Source organism: Nitratireductor sp. CH_MIT9313-5, assembly GCF_037029545.1.
In the GTDB taxonomy this organism is placed as follows: Bacteria; Pseudomonadota; Alphaproteobacteria; order Rhizobiales; family Rhizobiaceae; genus Chelativorans.
The window spans coordinates 1-13,037 of sequence record NZ_JAYMER010000001.1 but is presented as its reverse complement, the minus strand read 5'-3'; the positions used below and the strand labels follow the sequence as shown (position 1 = coordinate 13,037).

The window sequence follows — 13,037 nt, the reverse complement described above, 5'->3', positions numbered from 1 at the left end:
GTGGGGTGTCAGTCGAACAATCGGCCGAGGAACGAACCGTGCCTTCGACCATGGTGTCCGCCATGACGATCATGGTCGCTATAATCGCGGCGGTGATCTTCGCGGCAGTCGTTCGATGTATTGCGTGAGGCTGCTTGCGCACGGCCGCGACCGGCTTGCCCCTGGGCGTACTGGGCCTCCTCCGCCGCGCTCCGTTCGATAATCTTGTCGAGTTCGCCGCGATCCAGCCACACGCCGCGACATTTCGGGCAGTAGTCGATTTCGATACCCTGACGCTCGCTCATAACGAGGTCGACCCTGCAATGTGGACAAAGAGCCCCGGTGGCTTTGTCGCCTGGTCCTAGCGAGTTGAGAAGCGTTCCTGACATCGCGATATCCAACCTATTTGAGTGCACCAAAGCACCCCGCTAACGGAAAGGTAGGACCTCGAGCAGGCTGAGGTTCAAGTGTTCAAATGTCGCAGCTCCCTTTTGGAAAGCGACGCCGCTAAACTGTTGCGCGGCCACGATTTCAAACGTCTTTTCACATCGGCGACAGGTGTTCGAGCAGGATCATCGTCCCCAAGCCGCAAAGTGCAAGACCTGCAATCAGTTCGGCTAGTCTGCCGAGGCGATGGCCAACCAGCCTCCCGACAAGCAGGCCGCCCGAGGACATCACGAAGGTGGCAAGCCCTATTGCTACCGCGACGATGACGATGTTGACCTGAAGAAATGCGAGAGAGATACCCACTGCCATGGCGTCGATGCTGGTTCCGACAGCGGTCGCCATCAGGGCGGCGAGCGATCTTCCCTTGGACGGGTTATCAATAGAACCCCAGATTGCCGCGCAGAGCATATGAATGCCGACGCCCGCGAGGAGGGCGAAGGCGATCCAATGATCGACAGCTTGGACAAAGCGGCTGGCTGCAACGCCGGCGATCCAACCGAGAATGGGTGTTGTCGCCTCGACAATACCGAAGATCAAACCTGTCCGTAACGCATCTCTCAGGGGCGGCGAGCCGATGGCGGCCCCTCGTCCGACAGAGACAGCAAAGGCATCGATCGACATGCTCAGGGCGAGCACGGCAGTGGTGTAGGGCGACATTGGACAGCGATCCCGACGGACATCTACCGGGGCGCCAACCTCTGCTCGTCCGCATAGGAGAAGTGGCGCCACAGTCTTGTCGGGCCGTTGAATCGGCTGACCGCGCCATGCGCATGCGCGCAAGCCTGTTGACACGGTCCCGCGCGGGCGCGGTGACTACTCCCTGATTGGCCGGGAGATAGGAACGTGAATCCAAAAAGTCAAATTAATTCAGCTAGATGAGCACTTGATACTCATTTGCATCTGGCCGGACTTCGCGTGAAGCGTGGCGTCGCCGACGCAGCACTACACGGAGCGGGCCAGCCTACAAGGGGAGTTGCCAGCCAGAGATCACCGCCGCTTGGCGCAGTTCTTCAAGCACTTCAATTCCGACGATGGCGACAAGGAACCACATGACTTCCGTCAACGACCGTACAAATGCCCGAGAGTGGACAATGACGGTGTCTTCGCTTTCCGGCAAATCGAGGCGAGGAAAGAAGCGAGGAACTCTCGCCATGTATAGCAGGTAATCCGGCCCAAAGAGGGACAGCAACCGCTTTTCCTCATTTCTGATTACCGGTCGATAGTAAACCAGGAATGCGACCGCGCTTATGATCATCAAGACAATGTTCTGAGCCGCAAGGCAGACGCCGACGAGCCCGAGAAAGGAGAAGAAATAGAGAGGATTGCGGGTAAGGGAATACGGACCGCTTTGGCAGAGATCCAGATCCTTCCGACCTCCGATATACAGAGTGCACCAGAGCCTTCCGAGAACGGCAGCAAACACCAGGAAGAATCCGAGAAACTCGATCAGGCTGTAGCCCAACGTTTCGAAGCCTTCCGGCTGCGTAGCGACAAGCATCGCAAGCCAGGCTGGGGCCAACAGCCAGGTTACAAAAGTCCTCCTGCGTTCGACCGGGGATTTCGTACCAATAGTCCCTAACAACGATCTAACTCCACCCCCCGCCGAATGTGCGGTAGAATATATGGGAACCGATCTGGGTCATGCGCTCCATGGAGCGAGCCCAACGCGGGCTGACGTAGGTGGCATTGTAATGGGTCGATGACGCGACTTCGGGTAAGAATATCTTCCCGCCGGTGACTGCCATGGCCACGTCCTTTGCCAGACGATACGCGCGCCGATCTGCAATGACATCCGGAATGCCGTCGCAGGCAAAGGAAAACTGGCATTTGTTGATCCAGCTGTCATTTTGATAAACTACGTCGCAGACGCTTGCTGGATATGCAGGGTTGCGCACCCGATTGAGAATGACCTGCGCGACCGCGGCCTGCCCCCTCACCTCCTCGCCCCGAGCCTCGAAATAAATTGCGGTGGCAAGGCACTTTTGCTCGGCTGTCGAGAAGACGGATTCCGGTAGAGGCTGCTTCATCCAATCGTGGTCACCTTCCATCGTGGGCGGAACGAAGCGACCGGCTGTCTCGTCGGTGCCGAGCAAAGCCGCGAAGGCATTGGAGGAGGCGTGGAACTCATCCTTTGGGGCGTAGGCCGTGGCCAGGATGTCGGCGCCATCGTTGCTGACCAGGTCGGCGAGCGCCGCCGGCACACCGGCCAGACGGTCGTCCGCCGGGCTATGAAACGTAGACAGGCCCGCCACCATTTCGGGATCTGCCTGTTTTGAAAAGCCCCGCAGAAAGTATGACGCGTCGGTCCCCGACGAAAGTAGCCGCGAAGTCAACGCCTGCTCTCCAACGGGGGTCTCCAGGTTTTTCCGATACGCCACGCTGACCAGACGTGGTTTCTTCGCTTCTTCAACCACCCGCTGGGACGTGGAAGAAACCTCTCGATCCGCCCGCAAATTGACCCGTTGACCGCCGAGCACCAGATCCAGGTTTTCGTCATCGCCAGGAATAGCGGCACTGGGCAGCCGGAGCTCCTTCAGATGAGAGCAGGTGTCGGCCTGCTCGACATATACCGCCCAGCGATCCGGCCCGGGAGCGATTCCCAACTCGGATTTGGTGCCCTGGATCCCCGTGGGCGATGCGAAGCCGAACACGAACCAACTTGCGCCGAGAATCGCGAGCACACGCCGATGGCCGTTCGATGATCGTCGCTCGAAAGCGGCTTTCGGTTTGGACCGCAATATCTCATTCTCCGGATGCCCCACGCAGAAGGAGAATCGATTGTTAACCTTGATGGAAAGTTAACACTACTGCGACTGCGCGTCGCAATGTCACGGCAGGCTTATCCAGGCTCCCATTGAACCTCATGTCGCTTGAGCATTTAGACCGACACACAAATGGGGTGAATCGGGGATTGCAGTCGACAGAGGAAGGACGACAGCCTTGGCGATCGATGTCTCAGCCGTCGGACTTCTCACGGCCATTGTGGCGGGTGCCATATCATTCGTTTCCCCATGCGTTCTCCCGCTTGTGCCGGGCTATCTTTCGTTCGTGTCCAGCGGCGTCGATCCTGCGTCCAGGCAGCTTGCCGATCGTATCAGGGTCGTCTGGTCAGCGCTTTTTTTCATAGCCGGGTTCTCTACCGTCTTCGTGATTCTTGGGCTTGGCGCGCAGGCGTTCGGCGGCATTCTCCTGCGGTACAATGTCGAGGCAAATCTCCTTGGCGGGGCGCTGCTCGTTTGTTTCGGCCTTGTGATGACAGGACTGATCAAGATACCGGCGCTGCTCAGAGATTTCAGACTGCCTGGGCCGCAGACCATATCGGGACCAGCCGGAGCGTATACGCTTGGACTTACATTCGCTTTTGGATGGACGCCGTGCATTGGCCCGGTGCTCGGCTCGATCCTCACCCTTGCGGCGGTGTCTGCCGGAAGCGGTGCGGTTCTCCTTGCAGCCTATAGCGTCGGGTTGGGAATCCCCTTTCTGATAGTTGCGGTCGCCTTCAGCAGCATCGCGGCCGGGTTCAAGCGCATGCGATATGCCGGCCATATCCTCAACGTCCTTGCCGGCTGCATCATGATCGCCATGGGAATATTGATGATGACAGGCCGTCTTACGCTGATCGCATTCTGGCTGCTCGAGCGCTTTCCGGGACTGGGCTACATCGGCTAGCGCGGTGCGGCGTGATCCACGAAGAACGGGGGCCGATTCAATTTCGCGGATCAAGTCGCGCCAACGCTATCGTCACTGCGTCCCCATTGCAGTCACGATGGGCGGCCTGAGCGGCCTGGGGTTCGCACCCTATTTCGTCTTTCCTCTCGCATATTTGGGCCTTGCCGCGTTCGCCTCTCTGACACGTCATAGCCAAAGCGTCCTGGCTGCATTCGTCGCCGGATGGGCCTTCGGCCTGGGTCAGTTCATCGTTGGCCTGAGCTGGATAACCGAAAGCTTTGCGGTCGAAGCCGAACGATTTGGAATGCTGGCCTGGCCCGCGGTGACCGCTCTTTCGGCATTGCTGGCCTTGTTCCCGGCATCCGCGGCGATGGCTGCTCGTTGTCTCGGCGGATCGGGGCCGGGTGCGCTCATCGTCCTCCCGGCCACGTGGTCCATCGCGGAGATGGCCCGCGGCGCCATACTGACGGGATTCCCCTGGAACCTCACTGGATACGCCTGGGGATTCAGCGATGAAGTTCTTCAGGCCATTTCGGTCACGGGCATCTATGGCCTCGGGCTTCTGACAGTTCTCCTGGCGGTCTTGCCACTCCTGATCACCGAGAAGTGCAAGCTGGGCCGTCGGTCCGCGGCACTCCTTCTGATCCTGGTGCCAACGATCGCTTTCGCCGCTCTATGGACTGGCGGGGCGATACGCCTGGCCGCAGCCGACATCGGGGAAAATGGACAGCGCGTTCGGATCGTCCAGCCGAACATCCCGCAAAACCAGAAATGGGAGGCCGGCCAAGCGAACGCAATCCTCGACAAACTTCTGGCGCTCAGTACGTCCGGTGAAAGCGATCGGCCACGCTACGTAGTCTGGCCCGAGACGGCGTATCCTGTCCTGTTTGAAGCTGGTCGCAACATCCATCCAGCCCTCACCGCCAGCGTACCGACTGGGGGCCTGCTTCTCTTCGGGGCGGTCAGGGAAGCTCCTGCGCGTCGCGCTGATGATCCTGCCCTACTGAACAGCGTTCTCGCACTCGATGAGATGGGAGGCGTCGTTGCAGCCTACGACAAGAGGCGATTGGTGCCCTTCGGTGAGTTCACCCCATTCAAGTGGGTTCTCGGCGCCATGAAAATGACTGTCGGCGATATCGACTACATTCCGGGTGAGAGCAGCGCGCCGATTCAGCTTGTCGGATTGCCCGCCGCGAGGGTCTTAATCTGCTATGAGGCGATATTTCCACGTTCGGGCGACGACCAAGCAGGGTGGATCCTGAACATCACGAATGACGCGTGGTTTGGCATGTCCGCGGGACCCTACCAGCATTTCCTTGCCGCGCGAGCGAGAACGCTTGAGGCGGGTCTGCCGCTCATCCGGGCGGCCAACAGCGGTGTCAGCGCGATCGTCGACAGCTATGGTCGGGTGACGGAGATACTTCCCCTGAACGTCAGCGGGGTCATTGATGGTCCATTGCCCGCACCAGCGCCTACTGAGACATTGTTCCGCCGGGCCGGAAACATTCCGGTCGTGGTGTCCATAGCGCTGCTCATTGCCGCTGGCGCGGTCACCCGACGACGATCACGGCAAACCCCAGGAGTTGCTGTGGCCCCTAGTGGACGGAGCTGACCAGCGGCGTGTCCCCGTCTCGTATCGAAACCCATCGACCGGTATGATCGATCGCTTGTCGCTTCAGGTAGGTGTATCCGGTTTCATCCCAGTTCAAAACCGTGTCCGTGAGATTGTCGAGAACAATGTCTCCCCCATCGGTTCGAACGGTCAGCACCGCATGCCCATCGCCGTTCGGGCGTCGCAGCACAGTCAGGAGCAGGTTGGATGCTGAGATGCCGTCTTCCATCAGGACGCGGCGCTTCGCCAGCGCATAGTCCTCGCAGTCCCCCGCATCTACGGGATAGGTCCAGTATTCTTCCTTGCCATACAGCTCGAGGTCGCTTTTCGGCTGAATGGCCTGATTCACGGTGACCGTGAGCTTCTCCAGACGCCCGAGGAGCTCCGTCGACATCTTCAGCGGCGTCACGTCGCGGGTGCGAATTGAGCATTCTGAAGCGTTGCGCTTGCAGAACTCATAGTGTCCGATCGGTTGCGATGTGAGGCTTCCTGTCATCATCGCGGACGGATGGGCCCATGCACTGCCGGCGCCAAACGTCCAAGCGGCCACCGCACACAAAGCAGCGATCGACTTTCGAGTGGTCACTCCCCGATCCCCCGTCGATTTTAACCGATATTACCGATCCCTTAACGGCTCGTGCGGTCCGCGTCCATTACGGGCGGGCCACGACTTCGTGAAGTGTCGATCCATGCCCCTAGCTTTCCACAGGAAGCTGCCGGCCGGCGATTGAAGCTCAAGCAGCTAGAGCGACGAAGCTCTCATCCCCGAACGTGACGGAGGATGACCGTGAAGCGATCCGCAAATTCAACTCGAGTGCTCCTCGGTCTCGCTTGCGTGGCGTTCGCGTTTTCGATCGATCAACTGTCCAAGTTTGCAGTCGTCGAGATTATCATGCAACCGCCAAGAGATATTTATATAACTGCATTTCTCAATATTGCGCTTTCTTACAATACGGGGATCAGCTTCGGAATCCTTTCCGATTATTTTTCCAGCGCCCCTTCTTCGCTGTCATTCATGACGTCAGTCGTAGTCGGATTTTTGTTTGTTTGGATGCTTAATACAAAGACCAGTGGCCAAGCAATGGCGCTGGGACTGATAGCGGGAGGTGCGAGCGGGAATATCTACGACCGAATGCGGCAAGGCGCTGTTACTGATTTCATCGACTTTCATTTAGGTGCCTGGCATTGGCCGACATTCAATATTGCTGATATAGCTATTGTCGTTGGAGCGGCAATCTTGATTGCTGATTCTTTCCGCTCCAAGCCTGGGCACCCTGCTGGATGATGCCGTTGCGCACTACGATCCGGATCGAGCGCTTGTTCGATAGCTCACACCATCCTCGATGGTCAGTGAACGCAAAGTCAGTGCGCCATGAACCAGCCGATTTCGGTGCTCTTCAGCATTTCTGTGGTTACGCCCCCAAAGATGCGTTCGGCGAGTGAATTGCGTCCGAAAACGCCAGTCACAATCAGGTCGGATCCCTCCCGACCGGCCTGCTCAAGCAAGCTCGAGCTGGCGTCTCCTGCGGTGTTTGGAACGTGCAAATACTGCGCTTTTGCGCCATGGGAACGCAGGTGCGTCGCAACAGCATCGAGCCGTTCGCTCGAAACCTCATCGCCGACCCCGACGACGGAAACACTTTCGGCGCGGACAAGCAGAGGGAGGGCATCATGAGCCGCGCGTCGGGCTTGCGCGGTGTCCTTCCAAGCGACCAGAATGCGGGGGAAGCGAGCGTTTGCAACCGAGCGCCCTAGGCGCAGCACGGGCACGCCGGAACCAAGGGCGACGTGAGCCGGATTTGGCAACACGCTTTCGTCTTCATCGGATGAATCCGTGATCAGCAAGTCTGCGGTCAGGAGGTGCGCCCGCATTGCAGCGGTTGGTTCGCCAATTCCCGAACACCAGTGGACCTTGTCAGAATCGGCGCCAAAGACCTTGTCGACGATGCTCCGACTGGACGCCAACGCGCGTTCCATCAATCTGGTCTGCTCTTCGGCCCAGAAAACGTTCGGAGCTAAGACGTCCTTCATCGACGTTTTCGGCCATGCGTAGGAAGCGACGGAGATTCTTGCGTCGAACGCCTTGGCCATCTCGCGGGCGAATTCGAGGGTCCTGGTTAGGTTGCTCCGCGGACATGCATCGACAACGATTTAGCGGAAGTCAGTCACGGTAGAACTCCTATGGCCTGTTCAAACAATATACTTATTGTTCTGCGGACTTGCGTTCCCCACCCTGCCTGGAAGTGCCGCCACGGTTCCGCGCAGCGGCGGACAACACCGCTTCGGTTATCGAGTTGGGCAACCGTCGAGGCGTCTCGACCAAGCCCAGCACAGGCATCGCCACCAAAAAGAAAGCGAAATAGATGACCGTCGAGATCTGCATCAGCACCACATAAATGCCATCCGCCGGTTTGGCCCCGAGCCATCCCAGGAAAAGAGCGTTTGCGGCAAACAACCAAAAGAACACTTTATACCACGGGCGATACACTGCGGATCGCACTTTCGATGTATCGAGCCATGGCACGAAGAAGAGCACCGCGATCGCGCCAAACATTGCCAGGACGCCCCCCAGCTTCGAGTCGATCGGTCCGATGTTGAACGTCACGGCGCGGAGGATCGCATAGAATGGAAGAAAGTACCATTCCGGGACGATCTTCGCCGGCGTCTTAAGAGAGTCAGCCTCAACGTAGTTGTCTGGGTGGCCCAAGTAATTCGGTATGTAAAAGACGAAGTATGCGAATACGAGTAGGAACACTATGGCTCCAAATGCGTCCTTCACGGTTGCGTATGGTGTAAATGGCAGGGTGTCTGTCTCGTGCTTGACTTCGATGCCTGTCGGGTTGGTTTGACCCGTGACGTGCAATGCCCAGACATGGAGCACCACAACACCTGCAATCATAAATGGAAGCAGATAATGCAGTGCGAAAAATCGGTTCAGTGTGGGATTGTCGACGGCAAAACCGCCGAGAAGCAGCTGCTGTATCCACTCCCCCACAAGGGGTATCGCCGTGAAGAAGCCGGTGATGACGGTCGCGCCCCAGAAACTCATCTGGCCCCATGGAAGCACGTACCCCATGAACGCCGCCGCCATCATCAGCAGGTAAATAATGCATCCCAATATCCAGAGAAGCTCACGGGGGGCTTTGTATGACCCGTAGTATAGCCCTCGGAATATGTGGATGTAGACTGCGATAAAGAAGAACGATGCGCCATTTGAATGGAGATACCGGAGCAGCCACCCCGAATTGACGTCGCGCATGATCTTCTCAACGGAGTTGAATGCGGTCGCCGTATTCGTGCTGTAGTGCATGGCGAGCACGACTCCAGTGAGGATCTGGAGGCCGAGCATCAGCGTCAGGATGCCACCAAACGTGTAGAGATAATTGAGATTGCGGGGAACTGGATAGGAGACAAAGGAATCGTGGACCAACCGGGGAAGTGGCATCCGCGCATCGATCCATCGTCCGAGGCGCGTTTTGGGGCTATACGCTGACGGCGATCGCGACATCTACTTCCCTCTCGACGGTCAGATGGCGTAGGTTTTCTTCGTCGGTAACATCTCAGGTTGCTTGAGGTTCAAGCGCCGACATTCCCGTTTCGATGCGACAAAAGGACATGCAGAAGTGTCGATGTCCGACGCATTCATGGTCGCTGAGCGTAGCCCGTTCGACCCGCTAGGCGCCTTGTCATCGGCGAGGGCGACGATTTCAACCAGATAAGGAAGCCGCAGCGTCGATCAGGCCATGCGTTGGCAGATGAGTCTGAACTTGTGCTATTTTGGAACGATCGACATCACGGGGCGGGGAAATGAGGGGTTTGGGAGCTGGTGTATAGAATGATATCCGGCAGGATTGGCTGATTGCGATGCAGATCGATCCAATTGATATCGTCAAGATCTGCAAAGAATGCGGTCTTCGCTTGACAGGCCAGCGGCGCGTGATCGTCGAGGTTCTTCAGCAAGCGAGGGACCATCCCGACGCTTTGGAACTTCATCGGCGTGCGACGAAAGTCGATCCACGGATAGCGCTTTCAACGATATACCGAACACTCAGCCTTCTCGAGGAGAAAGGAATCCTTGAGAGGCACACTTTCGGCAGCGGGCCTGCTCGCTTCGAGCGTGCCGACGCTGAACACCATGACCATTTCATCGATGTCGAGTCAGGCCGGGTGGTCGAGTTTCGTTCTGATCAGATTGAGCAGCTTCAGCAACAAATTGCGCAGGAGCACGGTTTTGAGATCATCAGCCACAGGCTGGAAATCTATGTAAAACCGGCGAAAGCGCGAAAGCGGAAACCTGAAGAGGCGCCGCGAGGTCGCGACCGGAGCAAATAAGCGTTCGACACTCTCGCAATCTTCAGTATTGGTTGGGCTACGCAAAGGCCCCTCAACAAGCAGGTTTCAGTGTTAGGGGCGAAGCTACGACTACTGAACAGTCTGGGGATGTCATCGGCTGGCCGGACACGGAATATTTTACATGGGAGCATTTCTAGATGACAAGCAAGCTTCGTCTGGACATTCCGGTCCTGCTCCCTGAGATCGACGACGTTGCAGATGCTTGCGTCAAGCGTCTGACTGATGACCTTGAGGTTCGACCGGGTGTCGAGAGAGTCCACATCGTGGCAGGTGAAGGCGCGGAGCCTGCGAAACTATGCCTCCATTACGACCCGGAGATCCTGCCGCTGGCCCGGATCCGCGAGATCGCTCGGACGGCCGGAGTGCAGATTTCGGCTCGCTTCGGGCATCTGACCTGGAATGTCTCCGGGATCGGTCACGAACGTCGGGCCCGCACCGTCACTGAAAAGCTGCGGTCTTTGGACGGAATTCTCGAAGCCGAGGCGAGTGCTGCCGGCATTGTGCATATCGAATTCGATCGCAGCACGATCTCTGAAGACAGAATCGCGTCTTCAATGCGCGACTTGGGCGTCAAGCGGGTGGGCGACGCCTCGCCGGCGTTGGCGAGAAAACAGGATCCACATGCCGGCCATGATCATGGGCCTGGGGAGCGACACTCCGAAGGTAATGGCCATGATCATTCGCACGGTGAATTCCTCGGGCCCAACACGGAACTGATCTTTGCGCTCACATGCGGTGCGCTGTTGGGGATCGGTTACGCGATCGAGAAGTTGGTGTCAGGCGCGCCAGGGTGGCTCCCCACCGCCTGCTACATCGCGGCCTACTTCTTCGGCGGCTTCTTCACCTTGCGCGAGGCTATCGACAATCTCCGCCTCAAGCGATTTGAGATCGACACGTTGATGCTGGTCGCGGCCGCTGGCGCGGCCGCGCTCGGCGCGTTCGCAGAAGGCGCTCTACTGCTTTTCCTGTTCAGCCTAGGCCATGCGCTTGAACACTACGCCATGGGCCGCGCCAAGCGCGCCATCGAGGCTTTGGCGGAGCTTGCTCCATCGGTCGCGACCGTCAGGCGCGAGGGCGAGACGGCAGAAATTCCGGTTGAGGAGCTCGTGGTCGGCGACATCGTCGTTGTTCGCCCGAATGAGCGTCTTCCCGCCGACGGCTTCCTTAGCAAGGGTACGACCAGCGTCAATCAGGCGCCGGTGACAGGGGAGAGTATCCCGGTCGACAAGCGTCCGGTTGCCGATGTCGCAGCGGCGCGTGCGCGGCCTGATTCCGTTGACGGCGCTTCGCGCGTCTTTGCCGGCACGATCAATGGTGCGGGTGCGATCGAGATCGAGGTGACGCGAAAATCGACCGAAAGTGCGCTTGCCAAGGTCGTCAAGATGGTGAGCGAAGCGGAAGCGCAGAAGTCGCCGACGCAGCGTTTCACCGAGAAGTTCGAGCGAATCTTCGTGCCAGCGGTCCTGGTGCTCGCGATCCTGATGCTGTTCGGTTGGGTCGTCATAGACGAGCCGTTCCGCGACAGCTTCTATCGGGCGATGGCCGTGCTGGTGGCTGCCAGCCCCTGCGCGCTCGCGATCGCGACGCCAAGCGCCGTCCTGTCGGGTGTCGCTCGTGCGGCACGCGGCGGTGTCTTGGTCAAAGGTGGCGGACCGCTCGAGAACCTGGGCTCGCTGACGGCGATTGCCTTCGACAAGACCGGGACGCTGACGGAGGGCAGGCCCCGCATCACCGATATCGTCGCCGCCGACGGCGTCACCGAGCAGGAACTGCTGGAGGTGGCTATCGCCGTGGAGAGCCTGAGCGACCATCCGCTGGCCGAGGCGATCGTGCGCGACGGCAGGGAAAAGTTGAGCGGAAAGGTCGTCGACGACGCGTCCGATCTCAAAAGCCTCACCGGAAAGGGCGTGACGGCGACGCTCGACGGGCAGACGGTGTGGATCGGCAAAGCCGAGATGTTCGGAAGCGACGGCGTCCCGGCTCTCAGCGCCGCCATGACCGGGGCCGTCGCGCGTCTGAGGGACGGCGGCCGGACGACGATGGTGGTCCGCCAGGGCGACCGCGATCTCGGCGCGATCGGCCTGATGGACACGCCGCGCGCCGCGGCGCGCGAGACGCTGAAGAAGCTGCACGAGATCGGCATCACGCGCATGATCATGATCTCGGGGGACAATCAGAAGGTCGCCGACGCGATCGCGAAGGACGTCGGGCTCGACGAGGCCTGGGGCGACCTGATGCCCGAAGACAAGGTGGAGGCGATCAAGAAGCTCAGGTCTGAAGGCAAGGTCGCCATGGTCGGCGACGGCGTCAACGACGCACCGGCGATGGCGAGCGCCACGGTCGGCATTGCCATGGGCGCGGCCGGCTCCGATGTGGCGCTGGAGACAGCCGATGTGGCGCTGATGGCTGATGACCTGTCGCACCTGCCCTTCGCAGTCGGGCTCAGCCGCCAGACCCGCTCGATCATCCTCCAGAACGTCGTCGTCAGCCTGGGCATCGTCGCCGTGCTCGTACCAGCGACGATTTTCGGATTGAGCATTGGCGCGGCCGTTGCGGTGCACGAAGGCTCAACCCTTCTCGTGGTCTTCAACGCCTTGCGGCTGCTCGCTTATCGTGATCCCTATCGAGCGGCGGCTTAGACCCCAAAGATGCGGCGCACCTCTTTCGACGGCCGGTGATGCCGGTAGTCAGTGCGGGGCTGGAACGCTCGCGGGTGCCGCCGGACACGTGGAAGAAGGCGTATGACACGGAGGGCTTGGGGTAGCCTGGTGTTTCGGCTTGCCATTCTCGTGATCGTCATTGCCGGTCTGCTTCCGGGCGGATCGTACTGTGAGATGGTCCGGAAAGGTCAAGTTTGTCTCATCTCCCCAGCAGGTAACGATCAAATGAAGGGATGTTGATTTCCGCTGAGAGCTGACCCGGGATTTTCGTCGAGAAGTGACCCGCCTTCATGTATGGTTTGGGTCTCAGGTTGTGG

At 59.1% G+C, this 13,037-nt stretch carries 12 protein-coding genes; 5 read left to right on the top strand and 7 right to left on the bottom strand.

All coding sequences use genetic code 11. The features are described 5' to 3' along the window. Window positions 1-8 precede the first annotated feature (8 nt). From WA367_RS00060 to WA367_RS00045, 4 genes are all read right to left on the bottom strand, one after another. A complete protein-coding gene (locus WA367_RS00060) occupies window positions 9-368 on the bottom strand; it encodes a TFIIB-type zinc ribbon-containing protein (protein WP_106573507.1) in 360 nt (119 codons plus the stop codon). Between the two features lie 154 nt (window positions 369-522). Continuing rightward, entirely contained in the window at window positions 523-1,083 is a 561-nt protein-coding gene (locus tag WA367_RS00055; RefSeq protein WP_106573506.1) for a manganese efflux pump MntP, read from the bottom strand. A 304-nt stretch (window positions 1,084-1,387) separates the two neighbouring features. Then, on the bottom strand, window positions 1,388-2,008 hold the full coding sequence (locus WA367_RS00050) for a methyltransferase family protein (protein ID WP_146149226.1): 621 nt from the start codon (window positions 2,006-2,008) through the stop codon (window positions 1,388-1,390). 4 nt (window positions 2,009-2,012) lie between these two features. Next, window positions 2,013-3,164, bottom strand: a complete 1,152-nt coding sequence (locus WA367_RS00045) for a cell wall hydrolase (protein WP_106573504.1) — start codon at window positions 3,162-3,164, stop codon at window positions 2,013-2,015. Between the two features lie 202 nt (window positions 3,165-3,366). Between WA367_RS00045 and WA367_RS00040 the strand changes: the two genes are divergently transcribed. After that, window positions 3,367-4,095, top strand: a complete 729-nt coding sequence (locus WA367_RS00040) for a cytochrome c biogenesis CcdA family protein (protein WP_106573503.1) — start codon at window positions 3,367-3,369, stop codon at window positions 4,093-4,095. Between the two features lie 97 nt (window positions 4,096-4,192). Further along, on the top strand, window positions 4,193-5,707 hold the full coding sequence (lnt, locus tag WA367_RS00035; RefSeq protein WP_106573502.1) for an apolipoprotein N-acyltransferase: 1,515 nt from the start codon (window positions 4,193-4,195) through the stop codon (window positions 5,705-5,707). Here lnt and WA367_RS00030 read toward each other — a convergent pair. After that, window positions 5,691-6,293 carry a transglutaminase-like cysteine peptidase gene (locus tag WA367_RS00030; RefSeq protein ID WP_106573501.1) on the bottom strand — a complete coding sequence of 201 codons (603 nt, stop codon included), beginning with the start codon at window positions 6,291-6,293 and terminating at the stop codon, window positions 5,691-5,693. The two genes, lnt and WA367_RS00030, sit on opposite strands and share 17 nt — an antisense overlap. Window positions 6,294-6,494: 201 nt before the next feature. Between WA367_RS00030 and lspA the strand changes: the two genes are divergently transcribed. Then, complete coding sequence (gene lspA, locus WA367_RS00025; protein ID WP_106573532.1) at window positions 6,495-6,992, top strand: signal peptidase II; 498 nt, start codon at window positions 6,495-6,497, stop codon at window positions 6,990-6,992. A gap of 77 nt (window positions 6,993-7,069) precedes the next feature. Here lspA and WA367_RS00020 read toward each other — a convergent pair whose 3' ends face one another. Then, on the bottom strand, window positions 7,070-7,798 hold the full coding sequence (locus WA367_RS00020; protein ID WP_245414221.1) for a universal stress protein: 729 nt from the start codon (window positions 7,796-7,798) through the stop codon (window positions 7,070-7,072). Window positions 7,799-7,910: 112 nt separating this feature from the next. Next, a complete protein-coding gene (locus tag WA367_RS00015) occupies window positions 7,911-9,215 on the bottom strand; it encodes a cytochrome b (protein ID WP_106573500.1) in 1,305 nt (434 codons plus the stop codon). A gap of 356 nt (window positions 9,216-9,571) precedes the next feature. Between WA367_RS00015 and WA367_RS00010 the strand changes: the two genes are divergently transcribed. Then, a complete protein-coding gene (locus WA367_RS00010; protein ID WP_106573499.1) occupies window positions 9,572-10,039 on the top strand; it encodes a Fur family transcriptional regulator in 468 nt (155 codons plus the stop codon). A gap of 158 nt (window positions 10,040-10,197) precedes the next feature. Next, entirely contained in the window at window positions 10,198-12,699 is a 2,502-nt protein-coding gene (locus WA367_RS00005; RefSeq protein WP_106573498.1) for a heavy metal translocating P-type ATPase, read from the top strand. Window positions 12,700-13,037: the final 338 nt, after the last annotated feature.

Excerpts from the sequence above, each read along its gene's own strand:
- WA367_RS00020 (WP_245414221.1), bottom strand. The coding sequence starts at position 7,798 with ATGGCCAAGGCGTTCGACGCAAGAATCTCCGTCGCTTCCTACGCATGG.
- lnt (WP_106573502.1), top strand. The coding sequence starts at position 4,193 with ATGGGCGGCCTGAGCGGCCTGGGGTTCGCACCCTATTTCGTCTTTCCT.
- WA367_RS00015 (WP_106573500.1), bottom strand. The coding sequence starts at position 9,215 with ATGTCGCGATCGCCGTCAGCGTATAGCCCCAAAACGCGCCTCGGACGA.
- WA367_RS00005 (WP_106573498.1), top strand. The coding sequence starts at position 10,198 with ATGACAAGCAAGCTTCGTCTGGACATTCCGGTCCTGCTCCCTGAGATC.
- WA367_RS00055 (WP_106573506.1), bottom strand. The coding sequence starts at position 1,083 with ATGTCGCCCTACACCACTGCCGTGCTCGCCCTGAGCATGTCGATCGAT.
- WA367_RS00010 (WP_106573499.1), top strand. The coding sequence starts at position 9,572 with ATGCAGATCGATCCAATTGATATCGTCAAGATCTGCAAAGAATGCGGT.
- WA367_RS00060 (WP_106573507.1), bottom strand. The coding sequence starts at position 368 with ATGTCAGGAACGCTTCTCAACTCGCTAGGACCAGGCGACAAAGCCACC.